This window comes from Methanoculleus sp. 10 (assembly GCF_913757945.1).
Classification (GTDB): Archaea; Halobacteriota; Methanomicrobia; order Methanomicrobiales; family Methanoculleaceae; genus Methanoculleus.
In genome coordinates this window covers 20027-37227 of record NZ_CAJYDP010000012.1, presented here as the reverse complement: position 1 = coordinate 37227, position 17201 = coordinate 20027, and the positions used below count along the sequence as shown (strand labels likewise).

General features: G+C 61.7%; 22 protein-coding genes. 15 read left to right on the top strand and 7 right to left on the bottom strand.

Annotation, left to right across the window (positions count from 1 at the left end; genetic code table 11):
* The first annotated feature begins 68 nt into the window (after positions 1 to 68).
* Together QZ408_RS13700 and priL are read left to right on the top strand one after the other, a co-directional pair.
* Positions 69 to 812, top strand: coding sequence for a DNA polymerase sliding clamp (locus QZ408_RS13700; protein WP_292492357.1), 744 nt, complete (start codon positions 69 to 71; stop codon positions 810 to 812).
* Positions 812 to 1816, top strand: coding sequence for a DNA primase regulatory subunit PriL (gene priL, locus QZ408_RS13695; RefSeq protein ID WP_292492355.1), 1005 nt, complete (start codon positions 812 to 814; stop codon positions 1814 to 1816). Before QZ408_RS13700 ends, priL begins: the two co-directional genes overlap by 1 nt.
* Here the strand turns inward: priL and QZ408_RS13690 are convergent.
* The gene (locus QZ408_RS13690; protein ID WP_292492353.1) at positions 1813 to 1995 is read right to left on the bottom strand and encodes a hypothetical protein; all 183 of its coding nucleotides are present in this window, start codon (positions 1993 to 1995) and stop codon (positions 1813 to 1815) included. The two genes, priL and QZ408_RS13690, sit on opposite strands and share 4 nt — an antisense overlap.
* 472 nt (positions 1996 to 2467) lie before the next feature.
* Between QZ408_RS13690 and QZ408_RS13685 the strand changes: the two genes are divergently transcribed.
* From QZ408_RS13685 to QZ408_RS13645, 9 genes are all read left to right on the top strand, one after another.
* Positions 2468 to 3016: an HD domain-containing protein gene (locus QZ408_RS13685; protein WP_292492351.1), complete on the top strand. Its 549-nt coding sequence runs from the start codon at positions 2468 to 2470 to the stop codon at positions 3014 to 3016.
* Positions 3017 to 3055: 39 nt separating this feature from the next.
* Entirely contained in the window at positions 3056 to 3607 is a 552-nt protein-coding gene (locus tag QZ408_RS13680; protein ID WP_292492350.1) for a thiamine-phosphate synthase family protein, read from the top strand.
* 12 nt (positions 3608 to 3619) lie between these two features.
* Positions 3620 to 3808 (top strand): 30S ribosomal protein S17e, encoded by a 189-nt coding sequence (locus QZ408_RS13675; protein WP_292492349.1) that lies wholly within the window; start codon positions 3620 to 3622, stop codon positions 3806 to 3808.
* 10 nt (positions 3809 to 3818) lie between these two features.
* On the top strand, positions 3819 to 4694 hold the full coding sequence (dapA, locus tag QZ408_RS13670; protein ID WP_292492348.1) for a 4-hydroxy-tetrahydrodipicolinate synthase: 876 nt from the start codon (positions 3819 to 3821) through the stop codon (positions 4692 to 4694).
* A complete protein-coding gene (gene dapB / locus QZ408_RS13665) occupies positions 4687 to 5445 on the top strand; it encodes a 4-hydroxy-tetrahydrodipicolinate reductase (RefSeq protein ID WP_292492346.1) in 759 nt (252 codons plus the stop codon). The genes dapA and dapB overlap by 8 nt, the downstream gene beginning before the upstream one ends.
* 80 nt (positions 5446 to 5525) lie before the next feature.
* Positions 5526 to 5699 carry a 4Fe-4S binding protein gene (locus QZ408_RS13660; RefSeq protein ID WP_292492344.1) on the top strand — a complete coding sequence of 58 codons (174 nt, stop codon included), beginning with the start codon at positions 5526 to 5528 and terminating at the stop codon, positions 5697 to 5699.
* A 47-nt stretch (positions 5700 to 5746) separates the two neighbouring features.
* Positions 5747 to 6763, top strand: a complete 1017-nt coding sequence (asd, locus tag QZ408_RS13655) for an aspartate-semialdehyde dehydrogenase (protein WP_292492343.1) — start codon at positions 5747 to 5749, stop codon at positions 6761 to 6763.
* A gap of 14 nt (positions 6764 to 6777) precedes the next feature.
* Entirely contained in the window at positions 6778 to 7053 is a 276-nt protein-coding gene (gene albA / locus QZ408_RS13650; protein WP_248536023.1) for a DNA-binding protein Alba, read from the top strand.
* A gap of 244 nt (positions 7054 to 7297) precedes the next feature.
* Positions 7298 to 7747 carry a hypothetical protein gene (locus QZ408_RS13645; protein ID WP_292492340.1) on the top strand — a complete coding sequence of 150 codons (450 nt, stop codon included), beginning with the start codon at positions 7298 to 7300 and terminating at the stop codon, positions 7745 to 7747.
* Positions 7748 to 8399: 652 nt separating this feature from the next.
* Here QZ408_RS13645 and QZ408_RS13640 read toward each other — a convergent pair.
* The 4 genes from QZ408_RS13640 to QZ408_RS13625 all read right to left on the bottom strand — a co-directional run bounded on the left by QZ408_RS13640 (position 8400) and on the right by QZ408_RS13625 (position 12114).
* The gene (locus tag QZ408_RS13640) at positions 8400 to 9524 is read right to left on the bottom strand and encodes a DUF373 family protein (protein WP_292492338.1); all 1125 of its coding nucleotides are present in this window, start codon (positions 9522 to 9524) and stop codon (positions 8400 to 8402) included.
* Positions 9525 to 9582: 58 nt separating this feature from the next.
* Positions 9583 to 10443: a phosphoserine phosphatase gene (locus QZ408_RS13635; protein WP_292492337.1), complete on the bottom strand. Its 861-nt coding sequence runs from the start codon at positions 10441 to 10443 to the stop codon at positions 9583 to 9585.
* Between the two features lie 356 nt (positions 10444 to 10799).
* Complete coding sequence (gene ftsZ, locus QZ408_RS13630; RefSeq protein WP_292492336.1) at positions 10800 to 11924, bottom strand: cell division protein FtsZ; 1125 nt, start codon at positions 11922 to 11924, stop codon at positions 10800 to 10802.
* 10 nt (positions 11925 to 11934) lie between these two features.
* A complete protein-coding gene (locus tag QZ408_RS13625) occupies positions 11935 to 12114 on the bottom strand; it encodes a type II toxin-antitoxin system ParD family antitoxin (RefSeq protein ID WP_292492449.1) in 180 nt (59 codons plus the stop codon).
* A 194-nt stretch (positions 12115 to 12308) separates the two neighbouring features.
* Between QZ408_RS13625 and QZ408_RS13620 the strand changes: the two genes are divergently transcribed.
* From QZ408_RS13620 to QZ408_RS13610, 3 genes are all read left to right on the top strand, one after another.
* Positions 12309 to 13307 (top strand): histidinol-phosphate transaminase, encoded by a 999-nt coding sequence (locus QZ408_RS13620; RefSeq protein WP_292492335.1) that lies wholly within the window; start codon positions 12309 to 12311, stop codon positions 13305 to 13307.
* Positions 13295 to 13903, top strand: coding sequence for an NTP transferase domain-containing protein (locus tag QZ408_RS13615; protein WP_292492333.1), 609 nt, complete (start codon positions 13295 to 13297; stop codon positions 13901 to 13903). The genes QZ408_RS13620 and QZ408_RS13615 overlap by 13 nt, the downstream gene beginning before the upstream one ends.
* Positions 13904 to 14028: 125 nt before the next feature.
* A complete protein-coding gene (locus QZ408_RS13610) occupies positions 14029 to 15258 on the top strand; it encodes a TIGR00300 family protein (RefSeq protein ID WP_292492332.1) in 1230 nt (409 codons plus the stop codon).
* A 455-nt stretch (positions 15259 to 15713) separates the two neighbouring features.
* Here QZ408_RS13610 and QZ408_RS13605 read toward each other — a convergent pair whose 3' ends face one another.
* A complete protein-coding gene (locus QZ408_RS13605; RefSeq protein WP_292492330.1) occupies positions 15714 to 16103 on the bottom strand; it encodes a DUF473 domain-containing protein in 390 nt (129 codons plus the stop codon).
* 6 nt (positions 16104 to 16109) lie between these two features.
* Positions 16110 to 16823, bottom strand: a complete 714-nt coding sequence (locus QZ408_RS13600) for a proteasome assembly chaperone family protein (RefSeq protein ID WP_292492329.1) — start codon at positions 16821 to 16823, stop codon at positions 16110 to 16112.
* A 59-nt stretch (positions 16824 to 16882) separates the two neighbouring features.
* Here QZ408_RS13600 and QZ408_RS13595 point away from each other — a divergent pair, with 59 nt between their 5' ends.
* A complete protein-coding gene (locus QZ408_RS13595; RefSeq protein ID WP_292492327.1) occupies positions 16883 to 17200 on the top strand; it encodes a DUF5611 family protein in 318 nt (105 codons plus the stop codon).
* The last annotated feature ends 1 nt before the right edge of the window (position 17201 follow it).

Here is a 17201-nt window from a genome sequence, read left to right as displayed (position 1 = left end):
ATATAGCAAAGCACTAAAATGAATAGGGCGATTATATACGTTAGACGAGAGTTTGATAAGGGGTCACAATGTTAAAGGCAACGATTGATGCAGAAATATTTCGGGAATCCATCGACGCGATCGCCGCACTGGTGACGGAGTGCCGCCTGCACACGGCCGACGACCACACCTGGACACGGGCCGTCGATACCGCAAACGTGGCCATGGTCTCCCTGGACCTCCGGAGCACGGCGTTCAACTCCTTCTCGGCAACGACCGGAGAACTGGGCCTGGACATCACCAAGATGAAGAACATCCTCGGGATGATGGGGAAGAGCGACGTGCTGACGCTCAGCCTGCTCGACGAAGAGCGGAAACTCGAACTGAGCTTCGGGGGCTACCGCTACTCGGTCACGCTGCTTGACGTCAACACCATCCGGAAAGATCCAAACCCCCCGGCGATCGATCTCCCCGGTAAGGCCGTCCTCCGGGGAGACGCGCTGAACAACGCCATCAAAGCGGCTGCCGTCATATCCGACAAGATCGCTCTCGGGATCGACCCCGATGCCATGACCTTCTACATGGAGGCGGAGGGAGACACCGACCACATCAAACTCGCGCTCGGCGAAGACGAGCTCGTCGCGCTCAACCCGGTGCGGGCCCGTTCCCTCTTCTCGCTCGACTACCTCAAAGACATGGGCCGGGTCATGGCACGCGCGGACGAGGTGGAGGTCTACCTCGGCATCGATCACCCGGTACGGTTTGCCTTCGATATCGCAGACGGCAACGGCCATGTCGAGTACCTCCTTGCTCCTCGGATCGAGGCCGATTGATGGATGTCGTACTCGATCGTAAAGAACTCATCAGATATCCTTTTTTAAAAGAGTCCCAGCAGCTGGCCCGCCGGCACGTCGAGTCGCTCGAAGAGTTTCTTGCAGGGGCTACGGGGGCTCTCGCGCTTGAACGGGCAAAAGAGCGGGTGATCGCCGCAATATCGGCGAAACGGGAGTTCCAGGACGAGAGCGCCTCAAACCTCAGGCCCGAGCTTGAGATAGCAAGTTACGCGCTTGCCCGGGTGCTGGTCTCCTGCATCGGCGACCGGTCCCTCATCGACCGGCTTGCGCGTTACGAGGCGGAACGCGCGTCCTTCTTCCTCGCGACCGAACGACCCGATATCAGGCGCTACGTCGCACTGAGCCTCGGCATCGATCCCGATGCGTCCGCAATGCCGGTCACGCGATACGTCGAACTGGTGCCCCGTATGCGCGACCAGCGCTGGCGGCTCATCAACCGCGACGTACGGCAGGGGACGGTGCACCTCGAACCGGGCGAGACCGACGAACTCATCCGGGAGCGGATCCGGGTCATCCTCGTCGACCAGATGCCGCTCCGGGTCCCTTCCGGGATCTGCGAACGTCTCGCGCCGGCGGCAACAGAGATCTCCGCGCTGCTCCAGCAGCAGATCCTCGAACAGTTCGGCGAGGTGAAGGAGGAGGCGTTCCCGCCCTGCATCAGCGCCCTCATCGCGGCGATCACCGCGGGGGGGAACCTGACGCACATGGGGCGGTTCGCCATCACGTCGTTCCTCCACACCATCGGTATGACCACCACCGGGATTGCGGAGATCTTTGCGCGGGCGCCCGACTTTGACCTGGAGAAGACGATGTACCAGGTGGAGCACATCTCCGGCCGGGGCGGCACCGAGTACACCCCGCCTTCGTGCGCCACCATGCGCACCTTCGGGCTCTGTGCCAACCGGGACAGGGACTGCGAGCGGATCAACCATCCTCTGAGTTACTACCGGCTCCGGAAAACCATCAGGAAAAAACGGGGTTAAGCGGCTTTTTTATCGATCATGTAGCCCGCGGTGCTGAGCGCAGCGATAAAGGCGACCAGCGCGGCGATGTATGCAAGCCCCTCCATTCCCGTCATCAGTCCGGGCAGCATCACCAGCAGCACGATGAACAGCACAAGGCACCCGATCGCGGCCAGCACCTCAAGAACCCGTAGATTCATGTAATGGAGTTGGATACCGGGAGGTATATCTCTATCCCCGGAGAGGATGCATCAGGCTTTGTCGGAACCCCTCTCTGCCCGTTCGGGAAGGCCGCATCCGGAGGCCTGCCCGGGCACGGCTCATCCCGCCGGGTATCGCGGAGACTGCCCCCGCCCCCACCCCGGGGCGGGGGAGGAGCGCGAAGCGCGGGTGGGGAGGGGGTTGCCGGAGAAGAATGTATGAGGAGCCCGCCCTCAATAGCGATATCCGCTACGGTCCACTCCACGGGAAAGGACCGGATCCGGGCTATCGCTCCACCGGACAGGGTGATCCCGTGGAGCATCCGGGTCCGGCACCAGTCTCACCGGAAGTGGCGAGAAAGAGACCGGAACGGGGGTTCGACAGGGCCGGATACCAGGTGCGACCCTCCACACGTTTGTGCCGGCGCATAAGACCCGCACGCTTATCCCTGCGCCGGACAACCCGTCCCCCATGGAGAGAGACGAGGCACCGGCCCTGCTCCGGCGCTACGTGGCGTCGCCGTCGCACATTGCGCACAGCCACGCCACGGCGGGCATCATGAGGAGGGTCGCAGAACACCTCGGCGAGGATGCCGGCACCTGGGAGATCATCGGCCTCCTGCACGACATCGATTACGACCTTGTCGCCGGGGATATGGACCGGCACGGCATCGAGGGCCACCGGATCCTCATCGAGAACGGTGTCTCAGAGGAGATCGCGGACGTCGTCAGGCGTCATAACCACACGCTCTTCTCTGACTACGTCCGGCCCGTCGAGATCGCGCTCCAGGCGGCGGACAGCGTTTCAGGCCTGATCATCGCCTGCGCCCTGGTGAAGGGTGGGGTGGTCAGCGAGGTCACGCCCCGGACCGTGAAGAAGAAGTTTAAGGAGAAGTCGTTTGCCGCCGGGTGCGAGCGCGAGAGGATCCGGATGATCGAGTCCCTCATGGATATGGAGACATTCTTTCGCCTTGCGGTCGAAGGGCTCATTGATGTCCGTGCCGATATCGGCCTCACCTGAACGGAATCCTTATGAGGCGCCCGATATGAGGAGTACAGCATGACACAGGAAGACCGCGCGAGGGTGATCGACCGCATGAACGAGGCGGCGACGCTCCTCACCGAACGGATGGACGCCCGGCTCATCCCGGAGGTCGGGATGAACATCGTCTACGCCCTGCCCGACGCGCGGAGCAGGGACGACGTGGCGGCGGTTTCCGGCCGGATCGTCAGGCTCGGCGGCCGGGTCCACCCCGTCGGCGAGATCGCGTTTGGGGCAAGCGACCACGTGGCCCGGATCGTCCTCACGGTCATGCGCTTCGACCCGGAGATCCGGAGTGCGGCAAACATCCGCTTCTCGGAGACGTTCCTTCTCGAGATGGAGAACCTCCTCTTCGAGATCTGCTCGTTTGACCGGGCAAACGAACCGCCGGGGGTGCAGACGATGGACTGGGGCGTCGCCTCCTGCTGCCGGGAGGGCGTGCCCGACGTCATCTACGACCGGGGCGCCGTGGGGAAAGAACCGATGATCCGGGTGTTAGGAGAAGATCCGGTCACGGTCGCACACAATATTCTTAAACTGTCAAATCGCATTACCTATGCACAATTGTAAGGGAAGGTCCACATGGGAATAAAGCCATCATATATCAAGAACCTCGGCGAGGAACTCATCGTCAAGCATCGCGAAAGGTTTAGCGGAGACTTTGATGAGAATAAGCATGCCGTCGCCGAAGTCGCCACGATCGGGAGCAAGTCTGTCCGGAACCGGGTTGCCGGATACATCTCAAGAAAGATAAATACCAGGAAGCGGTAAACCTCACTATATGTTTGAGGGAATCCTTCCAGCAATCGTTACCCCTTTTCACCGGGACTCCGGGATGAGTCTCGATATTGAAGGATTACGGTCCAACATCGAATCGCTGCTGCAACGCGGGATCCACGGCATCGTCCCCTGCGGGTCGACCGGGGAGTCCGCGACGCTCACGTTTGAGGAGCACGAGCGGGTGATCGCCGAGACCATCGAGGTCGTCAACGGACGGGTGCCGGTGCTTGCGGGGACCGGGTCGAACAACACCGAAGAGGCGATCCGGCTGACCCGGTCGGCAAAGGACGCGGGCGCGGACGGCGCCCTCGTCATCAGCCCGTACTACAACAAGCCGAACCGCTCCGGTCTCGTCAAGCACTTCACGAAGCTTGCCGATATCGGTCTTCCCATCGTCCTCTACAACGTCCCCGGCCGGACGGGGCAGAACCTCCAGCCGGACCTTGTGATCGAGCTCGCCCGGCACCCGAATATCGTCGGCGTGAAGGAGGCAAGCGGCGATATCGTCCAGATATCCCGGATCATCGAGGGGACGCGGGACGAGGAGTTCGTCGTGCTCTCGGGCGACGACGCGATGACGCTTCCCGTCCTCGCGCTGGGAGGCGCGGGCGTGATATCGGTGACCGCGAACGTCGACCCCGGCCGGATGGTGCAGATGTACGAGGCGTTCCGCGCGGGCGACCTTGCCCGCGCACAGGACCTGCACTTCGAACTCTCGCCGCTCATGCGGGCGATGTTCATCGACACAAATCCCATCCCCGTGAAGAAGGCGGTCGGGCTCTCCGGGATGGCCGCAGGACCGGTCAGGCTGCCGCTCGACGACCTGGACGGGCAGAAGACGGAACAACTCAGGAAGGTGCTACAGAGCTATGATTAAGATCGCCGTATCCGGGGCCCTGGGGAGAATGGGCACCACCATCGGCCGGATCGTCGATGAGGCCCCCGACCTCTCCCTGGTCGGCGGCGTCGACGTGAGGGAGGGAACGCTCTTTGGGACGGAAGTCGTCCCTGCGACGAGGCTTGACGAATTCCTCAAGGAGAAGAAACCCGACGTCCTTGTCGACTTCACCGTCGCGGCCGCTGCCGTCGAGAACGTCAGGGCCGCCGCGAGAAACGGCGTGGCGCTCGTCGTCGGGACGACCGGGTTCTCTCCTGAACAGCGGGAGACGATCCGGGGCGCCGTCGAGGGGAACGTCCCCGCCGTGATATCGAGCAACTTCTCCGTCGGCGTCAACATCTTCTGGAAGCTCGTGCGGGAAGCCGCTCGCGAGCTCGGCGACTACGATATCGAGGTCACGGAGGCCCACCACCGTCACAAGAAGGACGCCCCGAGCGGCACCGCAAAGACCATCCTTGAGATCCTCGACCAGGAGCTCGGCGACCGCGAGAAGGTCTACGGCCGTGTGGGTGCAACGGAACGGAAGAACGAGATCGGCGTGCACGTCATCCGCGGCGGCGATATCGTCGGCGACCACGCGGTCCTCTTCGCGGGGAACTTTGAGTGCATCGAGATCTCTCACCGGGCCTACGACCGGGCGGTGTTCGCGCAGGGTGCCGTCCGGGCTGCGCGCTGGGTCGTCGGGAGAGAACCGCGCATATACACCATGCAGGATGTCCTCGGGATCTGAGGGGAGGCTCCCAACCGCCTTTCGGAAACGAAATTTATTTTTACGACGCTAGAAAAACATGTACGCTTGGAGGAAAAAAATTGCCAGCAGTTGTTGATATTGAGAAGTGTACCGCCTGTGAGACCTGTATAGAAGTCTGCCCGGCTTCCGCCATCACCATGGAGGACGGCAAAGCCAAGGTCGACCCTGATCTCTGCGTCGATTGCGAAACCTGCGTCGACGAGTGCCCGTCTGAGGCAATCTCGATGGAATAAAGAAACATACTCTTTTAATACCTCCTACACTACAGATATTTTTGTCTATGATTCATGTAGGAGTGCTTGGTGCCACAGGAGCGGTGGGACAGCGTTTCGTTCAACTTTTAGCGGATCATCCCTGGTTTCATCTCCAGACACTCACCGCTTCTGAACGAAGTGCGGGAAAACCATATGGTAAAGTGGTCAACTGGCGCCTTGATGCGCCGTACCCGGACAACGTCAGCGATATCGTCGTCACTCCCACAACCGTCGAGAGCCTGAAGGACTGCGATCTCGTCTTCTCGGCGCTCCCTGCTGATGTGGCGGGGCCTCTCGAGACCGAGCTCGTCAATGCGGGCATCGCCGTCTGCAGCAACGCCCGGTCGCACCGCATGGACCCGGACGTTCCGCTGGTGATCCCGGAGGTCAACCCGGATCACCTGGGCCTGATCGACGTCCAGCGGGACCGCGGAAACGGGGGGTTCATCGTGACCAACCCGAACTGCTCGACGATCGTCCTTGTGCTGGCCCTCGCACCCCTCAGACCGTTCGAGTTCCACGATGTGCGTGCAGCAACCATGCAGGCGATCTCGGGAGCCGGGTTTGCGGGTGTCCCCGCTATGGACATCTATGACAACGTCATCCCCTATATCGGTTCTGAGGAGGAGAAGATCGAGACCGAGACTGCAAAGATCATGGGCACGTTCAACGGTTCCGAGGTGGTTCCCGCTCCGTTCCGGGTGAGCGCAAGTTGTCACCGGGTCCCTGTCATCGACGGGCACACCATCGCGGTCTGGGTCGACGTTAAGGAGTCGGTTGCCGAGGTGAAAAAAGCTTACGCAACCTTTAAGTCACCCTTCAGCAATCTACCCTTACAACCAGCAAAGGCAGTTGAGCTCTTTGACCAGCCTGATCGTCCGCAACCCCGACTTGATCGCAACCGGGGGCGGGGCATGACGGTGTCCGTCGGGAGAATCCGGGAAGGATTACGGTTTGTTGCGCTCGGGCACAACACCATCCGTGGGGCTGCAGGCGCATCCGTCCTCAACGCAGAGCTGATATACTCGAGGAAGTATCTTTAGGCGAGGTGGGCTTGATGATAAAGGATAACACAGTATTCGTGGGAAACAAACCAGTCATGAACTATGTGCTCGCGGTGGTCACCCAGTTCAACAACGGAGCGGAGGAGGTTGCGATTAAGGCCCGGGGGAAGGCTATTTCGCGTGCGGTCGATACAGCGGAGATTGCACTCAACCGGTTCTTAGAGAACGTAAGCAAGAAAGAGATCTTCACATCGACCGAGATGATCGACACCGACACCGGAAAGACGAACGTCTCAAGCATCGAGATCGTCCTCGCTCATGCGAAGTGAGGCCTCGAAGCACTTTTTTTGGGGATTCGCCCCGGTTCACGTGCCTCGACGGGAGGAGCCCGGCGGGACCGCGCGTCGTCGGCGCCTCTTCCCTTACCGGCGTTCCCGGCGTTGCGCTGCTGGGTGCCGGCGCATTGCAAAAACGGGTTTTATGAGAGTAATTCGGCTGAAAATTCGAGCATATGGCCTCTTTGGTCCCGGTGGACCATAAAGGTTTTATGAGTCACCCCATAACTATTGTAGTATGAAGTGGGTGGCGGTCGGAGTGATGCTGATGCTGGTGGCTGCTCTCGTCGCGCCCGCCGTAGCGGTGGGCGAGGAGCGGTACGGCTACATCACGGTAAAGGACGTCACCATCCGGCTGGAGAACGAGAACGCCGTCGTCACCATGAACTATACGATCGACGGCGGCATCGCGTTCCTCGTCTTCCTCCTCGGGAAAGCCGACCTGAGGCAGAAGACACTTGATATCCTGAACTTCAACGAGACGAGAGTTCAGTACCTCGATCTCGAGCGCGCCGAGGTGCGTGTGAACAACGTCTCGGACAACTACGGGCAGGGGTCGTACTGGTTCCCCGCGCACCGGTTCGGCGTGGTCGTGCCTTCGCTCACCATCATCACCCCGCAGGACGTCAGGCATTACGAGAATATCAGCGAGTTCCCTGACGGGCTCGGCTATTTTGCTCGACCGTGAACAGGCCCGGCCTGCAGCGCGCATCGTTATCCGGCGGGGAACCGCGTGCCCGGAGGTGATCCGGTCCGCTGCCGGGAACCGTGCCAAACACCAGGCCCGTTCGCCCCGCCCCAGCATCCCTGTAGGGGATACTCATAACGCCGCTCTCCGGCAACCCTCCCCGCCCGGCCTTCGGCTCCTCCCCGACCCCGGGCAGGGCAGTGCGTGGCGATATCCAGTGGGAAGCCGTGCCCGGGGGCGCCCTTCGTGTCGGTTTCCCTGGAGGGGGCAGGTGGGGTGCAGGGATATAGCCCGGATCTGGTTCTTCTCCGGGATCTCCCCGGACAGTGGACCGTGGTGGCTATCGCCACGGGGGGTGGGGACCGGGGAGGGGAAACCCCCTCCCCGGAAAAAGCGACACCCAAAAATACCTCTCTGCAAGCCCACGCCCCCTTCCCCTTAGGGGCGGGGGCAGTGTTTGCGATATCCGGGGGTGAGCCGTGCCAGGAAACGGTGTTGACGCCGGTTTCCCGGAAGACCGGGAAGAGCCGGCCAGGAACAGGTTCCTCCCCGGGGGTCAGGCCTCGTTCAGTGAACCGTGGTGGCTACTACGCCGGGAGGGCGGTGCCCGGGCGTGCCCCGGGGTGCGACGGCGAGGTCTCCCGGCAGAGCCTCACGCGCCCCTCTTCAGCGCGAGCGGTTCGTGCTCGTCTCCCCACCGGCCGAGGAGTGACTGGAGGTAGACGCCGAGGAAGGCGCAGAAGAGGCCCCCGATCGTGGCGAAGATGATGTATTTTACGCCGGCATCTGCCGATATGGGGAACCTGGAGATCTCGCTGATCGAGAGGATGTAGATGCTCGCCCCGTAGGCGATGGCCCCGATCGCCAGCACGAAGAACGGCAGGGCGACCACCCGCCGGATCGCCTCCCGTTCGTTTAAGAAGACGTCGATGATCTTGCCCCCCGATGCAACGAGGCCGGCGGCGGTGAACCAGGCGATGGCACCATAGATGAACGCGAGCACCTGGAAGAAGATCCCTGCGGAGGTATAGTAGTCGAGGAGACTTATGAGCCCGAGGACGATCCCGACGATGCCGAGCAGTATCGCCGTTATGTAGGAGACAAAGGTGAACCTGCCGCCATGGAGCGAGGTCTTTAGCGATGTGATCAGGTAGCCGAAGATCTCGTCGATACCGACGCCCTTGAAGAGCAGGTAGGTGCCGACGACGCCGACGACGACGATGGTTGCGCCTTCCGGGTACCCGAGCAGGTAGCCCACGGCGTAGAGGAGCATGGCAAGACCGAGCGGCACGAGCACGATCTTTGAGACCTTCGGGTCGTCGAGGAGACGCCTGAGGATGTAGTACGTCCCCTCGAGGTTCGGCATCTGGTTGACCACGACCCTGCGCACGCTGCTGACCGGCACCCGGGACTGGATGATCGGGAGGACGTACTCGTCCTCGGCACCGTCCGTCACCAGGACGCAGGCCGTAGAGTTTGTCGCGAGAAGAATCGCATCGAGGCTCGCGGCTATCCGCCGGTCCCCTTCGAGCAGGTTCATGTGGTTGCCGCAGATGACGGCGACGGCGACCTCCTCGCCGCGGGCGGTGAGCTCGTCGTAGATCTTGATCGTCTCAAAGATCGCGTTGACGTCGGAGTCTTCGGAGTCGGCGAGGCCAAGGGAGGTCGCCGCATGGAGGCATGCCTCTCTGCCCACGATGGGACCATCGATCCGGGCTTTGAACCCGAGATCATCATCGCGATCGACACAGAGGACGAGCGTTCGCTCTTTTGCCATGCAATAGAACATCTCCTCAGATCTATTAAATAATTTGCAGGGAGAAGTGAAAAAAGTATTAAATAAGTTTTGCACGCTGGAGCAGGAGCAGGTCGTCGGTCGTGAGTTTCTCTCCGCCGCGGAACTGCTGGAAGATACGCTCCGCTTCCTTCCGGACGGCCTTCTGCTCCTTGGTGACCTTGGTCTTCCGGGTCTTCTTGCGCAGGCCCGAGATCACCTTGTCGTAATCACGGAGTTCCTTCTGGCAGGCGATGAACTGCTTGTGCTCCTCGTCCGCCGCCTCCTGGGCCTCGACGAACTGCTGGTGGGCCTTGTCCGCCTCCTCGCGGGACTTGTCGGCCTTCCGGTAGGACTCCACCATCAGGTCGTGGTGCTGCTGGGCAGCCTCGGCCTTCTCGGTGACATCCTTGTGGATGTCTGAGGCGAGCCTCCGGAACTCACGGGCTTCGGCGAGTTTCGTCCGCATCTCCTTGTTCTGCTCGAGCTCGGCCTCCTGGTCCTTCGCCGCCGCTTTGAGCTGCTTGATCTTCTCGATCAGTTCCCGCTCTTTGTCGGTGCTGTAGACCTCGGTCTGCTGCTTGAACTCCAGGTGCTCGATCTGCTTCTGCAGTTCCTTGATGCCCCGGTTCCGGAGGTTGCCGTGCTCCTTCTTGAAAGACTCTATATCTTCAAAGAGCGCGTTCGCCTTGTCGTTGTACTCGTTCCTCCGGTCTTTCAGCGCCTGGACTTCCTCGTTGATCGTATCCCGCTGCTCTTTATGCTGCTGCGCCTCCTCGACAAATTCGCGGGTCTGGGTGTTTAAGGTGTTGCGTTCCCGGGCATTTTTGCTGGCGAGCGCGTTCAACTCATTGCGCCGGTCTTTGTGCTGTTCAGACTCCGCAAGGACTTTCTTTCTCTTCTCAATCAGATCGTTCAGCATTCTCTACCAATCCTCGACATTCGGTACCTATCTCATATCCCCGCCAGGAGCTCGCTCCCGTGTGCCGCGGGATGCCTGAGGCTTATGTAGCGGCTACACCACAAGAAAAGACATTTTCCGGACTCGCGATCGAGGCCGTCATTCATCAGTCTGCTCATGTGTTCAACCTCGGTACTCGGCAACCGCAGACCCGCAGGTTCTGCGCCCTGCACAATACACCCCGTGCTGGAGGGATTATACAAGAACGTCTATAATTCAAACGTCATCCGGACTATTAAGTATTTCGCAGGAGTCCGGGGACACGCCGCCGGGGGTGATCCGGGGGTGAGAGGATACGCGAAAGAGGGTGATGGGGGTTAGAGGAAATCGATGAGATGCCCGCTTGCGGTATCCCCCGCCATGCGCCTGCCGACAGGTGCGCCGGACCGCTGCTTCGCTGGTTCGTAGGCACGATGGCTTCCGAGGATCTGTGCACTCTTGACGCCGGTCATGACCGCCATGACCCGGACTCTCCCCTCGTAATCGCTGTTCACCCGCGCTCCCCAGATGACGTCCGCGTGGGGGTCGAGTTCGTAGGTCAGAGAGCTTGCTATCTCCTCGGCGTCCTGGAGGGTCAGGTCGTTGCCGCCCGTGATGTGGATGAGGCTCCCCGTCGCTCCACGGTAGTCGATGTCCAGCAGGGGGTGGTTCAGGCACTCGTGGACGACGCTCTCGGCCTTGTTCTGCTGCTTGCTCTCTCCGACGAGCATCACGGCGACGCCGCCCTTGCTCATGATGGCACGCACGTCTGCGTAGTCGATATTGATGAGCGAAGGCTCCGTGATCGTCTCGCTGATGCCCTTGACGGTCTCCGCGATGAGCTGATCCATGACCGAGAACGCCTGACCGAGCGGCAGGTTCGGCACGAACTTGATGAGACGGTTGTTGTCGAGCACGATGACCGAGTCGGCGGCGGCTGAGAGCTGTTCAAGCCCCTCTTCCGCGCGGAGGAGCCGGGCTTTCTCGACCTGGAAGGGGTAGCTGACCATGCCGACGACGATTGCCCCCTGCTCCTTTGCTATCTGCGCGACGACCGGAGCCGTCCCCGTGCCGGTCCCGCCACCCATGCCGGCCGTGATGAAGACAAGGTCCGCGTCGCAGAGCAGGCCTTCGAGGGTCGGCCGGGCCATCTCGGCTGCACGCCTGCCGACATCCGGGAACCCGCCGGCCCCAAGGCCTTTGGTGAGCGACTTGCCGACAAGCACTCTCTTGTCGGCCTGGATCATGTCCAGGTGCTGTTTGTCCGTGTTGATTGCGATCGTCTCCGCACCGCTGACCTGCATGTGGTAGAGGCGGTTGACGGTGTTGTTGCCTGCGCCACCGCACCCCACGATGACAATCCGCGGTTGGCCGAGGATATCGTCCTCATCCTCGCCCGAGTCTGCCTTCAGGTACTTCTCTCGTTCTGCATGTTTCAATGCCTCATTGATGATTGTCTGCATCTAATACCTCCTAAACCTGGAATGAAATCTGTTCGGCCTCGCGTAGGGCACGGTTGCCATGTCTCTCGAGAAGCCCCCTGACGGAATACCGCACGGCCTCCGATACCGTGGGGAACTCGCCGGCCTCCACCAGCCTCTCGAGCATTTCAACCTGCTGCCGGGGCAATCTGATAGTTATCCGATCCATCATCTCAATCACTCATATCTGACATCTAGCAGCCTGAAGTCTGCCATTTGTCAGACAGTCGTAATCTCTTTGTCTGACTGCATCAGATAAGGCATAATACTGGTATGGTATAAATATCTTCTGAAATGAATCGGGGCCCGGCATAACGGTTTTATGGATAGCAGCAGACAACGTACCTTCACAGGATTGCCATAGTTATGAGAGAAAACCTCCCTGAAAGGATGGAACACGGCGGCCGGGTACGCTGGCACCGCACGCGGGAGAGAGGCGAGCTGATCGATTTCAGCGCTAATGTGAACCCGTATCCTCCCGATATCCCCTGGACACCGGACCCTTCGGTGCTGAAAGACTACCCGGACGACCGCTATGAGGCGCTCAAAGAGGCGATCGGCAGCACGTTCGGGCGCGATGCGGCGGAGATCACCGTAGGCAACGGGTCCGTCGAACTAATCCGCGCGTTCTGTTCCGCCGTGCTCGACGACGGGGACGCCGCCTGCATCAGGCCGCCGACGTTTGCCGAGTACGAGATGGCGGCGAGGCTCGCCGGTGCCCGGTGCACGGCCGATGAGAGCGGTGCCGCCGTCCGGTTCCTCTGCAACCCGAACAACCCGACGGGCAGGCTCTGCACCCGCCCGGAAGTCCTCGGACTGCTCGCCGAGACGGCGGAAGGGGGAGGGTATCTCTTCGTCGACGAAGCGTTCATCGAGCTCGCCGATCCGCGCGAGAGCGTCGTCGTTCTCTCCCACGAGAACCTCTTTGTCCTGCGCTCCCTGACAAAGAGTTTTACCGTGCCGGGCATCCGGTTCGGGTACGGGTTCGGCACGCCCGAACTCATCGAGCGGGTGGAGACCGTGCGCCTTCCCTGGACGGTGAACGCGTTCGCCGAGGCCTTTGCCATCGAGGCTTTCCGGCACTACGGCGACCTCGAACGCTCGCGCGAGAGGATCGCCCGGGAGCGGGAGTGGCTCTGCGGCCGCCTCAAGGGCCTCGGTCTCGCGTACGAGCCCCCGTCTGCGAACTACATCCTGATGGAGGTCCCGATGGAGGCGGCGAGGCTTGCCGGGCGGCTCTTCTCCCGCGGCATCCTCGTCCGTGACTGCCGGTCGTTCGGGCTACCCCGCCACATCCGCGTGGCGGTGCGGACCCGCGAGGAGAACCGGCAACTCGTCGAGGCGCTCGAAGCATGCTTGTCCTGATCATGGCCGGGGGGCAGGGCTCCCGGCTCCGGATGGGTGAGAAGCCGCTCGTCACCATCTGTGGAACGCCCATGCTCTCCTACGTCATCGACGCCTTCGCGTCCGCAGGGCACGAGGTGGTCGTGGTCGCCTCGCACCGGACACCGTTCACCAAAAACTGGTGCCGGGCGCAGGGGGTCGCCCTGTATGAAGCCGAAGGGCTTGGCTACGTCGAGGATATCCGTGCGGCGGCGGCGGAAGACCTCGGGGAAGCAGGAACGCCGTTCTTCACCTGCGTCTCCGACCTGCCCTGCCTTGCGCCCGACATCGTCGCCGGCGTCGAGGACGCCTGGCGCCGGGCGGGAACGCCGGCATGCTCCACGTGGGTGCCGCGCGACCTCTGCGAAGAGCACGGCTGCCGCACGCAGTACATGGAGACGGTCGACGGCGTGCCGGCCTGTCCCGCCGGGATCAACATCCTGACGGCGGGCGGCCTCGACGGCCCGGAGGAGGAGCTGCGCCTCCTCCTGCACGATCGCCGGCTCGTCTTCAACATCAATACGCGCGAGGAGCTGGCGCTGGTGCAGGAGTATCTCTGCCAGAAGCGGGTCCCGTAGTTCCCCGGCGGACGGCCGCATAAGGGGCCTTCGGTCTTTGCGAACTTTGCTCTCCGGGAGCATCGCTCCTGGACAATCGTTTTTTGGGAGAAACTGTATTATCGGACTATCGCTGATCTCTCTATATGGAATCCTGCCGGGAAATCGAACTCGAGGGGCATATCATCGATTCGGGCATCATGACTCTCGTGTTTGACAGGATCATGGATATGGGTGGGGAGTTTGAGATCCTCACGTTCAACGTTGGGAAGCAGAAGACGGATACCAGTTACGCGCGGCTGCGCGTGACGGCACCCACCGAGCGGCAACTTGATGATATCCTCTCCGAGCTGCACCGGCTCGGCGCACGCACTCCCGAGATCAGCGACGTCACCCTTGTACCGGCAGAGGGCGACCGGATCCTCCCGAAAGGGTTCTACTCGACCACCAACCACCCGACGTTCGTGAAATATCAGGACGAGTGGCTGCCGGTCGAGCATATCGAGATGGACTGCCACATCGTGGTCGATGAGACGGAGAGACGGGCTTTTTGCAAGCCGATAGCGAAGATAAAGGCTGGTGATGCCGTCGTCGTGAGCGAGGCCGGGGTGCGGGTGATCTACCCCGAGCGGCCGCGGAAGGTCAGCACGTTTGAGTTCATGCACGGGACCGTCTCGTCGGAGCGGCCGAGCGAGGCGATCATCGCAAAGATCGCCCGCGAGATCCTCGCGATGAAGGATGAGGGGGGAAAGATCGCGCTCGTCGGCGGTCCGGCGATCGTCCACACCGGGGCGGCCGGGGCCCTTGCGGCGATGATCCGCAAGGGCTACATCGACGTGCTCTTCGCGGGGAACGCTCTCGCGACGCACGATATCGAGTCCAACCTCTTTGGCACGTCTCTTGGGATGGACGTCAGGACGGGCACGCTCATCACCGGCGGGCACAAACACCACATCTACGCCATCAGCGAGATCATGCGGGCGGGGTCCATCAAGAACGCGGTCGACCGGGGGGTCGTGACCGGGGGGATCATGTACGAGTGCGTGAAGAGGGATATCCCGTTTGTGCTCGCTGGCTCTATCCGGGACGACGGGCCGCTCCCCGACACGATCACGGACGTCGTCGCGGCGCAGGACGCCATGCGCCGCCACATCCGTGACATCGGGATGGTCCTGATGGTCGGGACGCTCCTCCACTCGATCGCTGTCGGGAACTGTCTCCCCTCGTACGTCAAGACCGTCTGCGTCGATATCAACCCCGCGTCGGTGACGAAGCTGATGGACCGGGGCACGACGCAGGCGATCGGCGTCGTGAGCGATGCCGGGACGTTCCTCCCGCTGCTCCTTGAGCAGCTGGAGGAACAGGAGACGTGTTAGCGGGCTGGTTCATCGTATTTTGAGGGTTCCCGTGCGCGAGGAGGACCAGCCGGCAACACCCGCACGGTCTTTCACGTGAATCAAAGGCGCGTGGATGCTGGAGATATGCCCCGGGTCAAACCGGGTTCTGGCTCGCTCTTTCTCCATCGCCTCTAGGAAACCGGCGTCAGCACCCCCCTGGCACGGCTTCCCACTGGGTATCGCCATGACTGCCCCCGCCCCCGGGAGGGGGCGAGGGAGGAGCGCGAAGCGCGGGCGGGGTGGGGGTTGCAGCGAATCGCCTCCGGTAAGACTGGGGAGGGGGGCAAGTCCCCCTCCCCGCGAGCCGCCACCTCCAATGGCGATAGCCACCACGGTCCAGTGTCTGGGGATAAGCCCGAGAAAAAAAGCCGATCCCGGGGACGATTCACCAGAACCGGCACAGGGTTTCATCTGAGTCAAAAATTGGGAGCGTCTCACCCGGCCCGGTAACATGCCGACCTGACGACCTCGACCTTGGTCGGGTCCCCCCACTTGCGCCCTTCCACATCGCGGGCGATGGTCGTTCCCCGGAACTGGACCTTGATCCGGGCCGACATCCGCTCCCGCTCCTCGATGAAGGACGGGTTGACGAACTCGACCCGTTTCATGCTGATGTTGAGGACAAGAAGGTCGACCATGATCCCGGGGTCCCCGGGCGAGAGATCCTCCTCGTTGACCGACGTCATGAAGATACACTCGCCCGGGGCGGCCTCGGTCAGCGTGATGATATTGTGGGCGCTGTTCAGCTCGAGGGTGCGTGCCCTCCCGGTCTTGAGCTCGGCAATGACCGACGGTGAGATTCCTGTTAACGCTGCGTATTTCATTGACCGTCACCCGTACATCGGCAGCTGCTCTCTCCTCGGCGCGCCCTCGGTCTTCTGCACCTGTTCGGCGATCTGGGCCATCGCCGCCTCGATCTCCACCGCCTGCTCAAGCAGCGGCTGGACGTCCAGGTCGAGGTTGTAGATCCTGTTTAAGACCTCGATGGTGGCCGCAGAGGACCGCGGGTCGGGGGTGTTCACCGTCTCCCCGAGGAGCCCGATCCCCGGAATGCCCCGGATCTTGCACTCCGTGAGGATGCTTGCCGCGATACCGGATATGCTCCCCATGGGGAGAATGATCGTCTGCTCCTCGATCCGCTGGAGGACCCCCCTGCTGGTCGCGACCCCGAAGACCCTCTTCTCGGGCTCGTTCGTGATGATCCCTGCGATCGTGGCGACCTCCTTGATGCCGAACTGGGTGAGCCAGTCCATGATGCCGTTCGCCACCTCATAGCAGATCATCGGGTGGATGGGAACGTCGGAGATGATCGCAGCGAGGCCGTCCTTCTCGTAGAGGCGTACGGGTGCGTTGATCACGCCCCTCGTCATGAGGGCGACCGGCGGAAAATACTTGCTCGTGATCGCCCCGATCTGCTCGAAGTCCATCTGCTCGACGAGGTACTGCAGGGCAATACTCCCGACGAGTCCGCTGCCGGGGAACCCGATCAGCACTGTCTTGTCGGCGCCGGCAAGCGCCTTCGATACGACCTTTATATCGTCCATGGGATCAATCACTCACTTCCGGATTAGTTTAACATAGCTGGCTGTCCCTTAAAAATATTATGCAGGAATACCAGATCAAGCGTGGATACACGAAAGATCTTGCAGAATCCATGGTTCAGGGCCTCCGGGACCAGTTCGGGCTCGAGCCCGAGGTCTCGGGCGACGGCCACTATATCGTCACCTACGGGGCGCTCCGGCGCCTTGAGGTCTGGTCCGGCGAAAAAGGCAAGACGCTGATCATCGATACCGAGGCGGACAGGAACGCCGACGACGACGCGATCATCGACACCAACCGCCGGTTCCGCAACTACCTCCAGCAGGTGACCGGGTATACCGCAAAAGAGCGGGCGAAGAAAACCCAGAAGATAACGGGTTAAC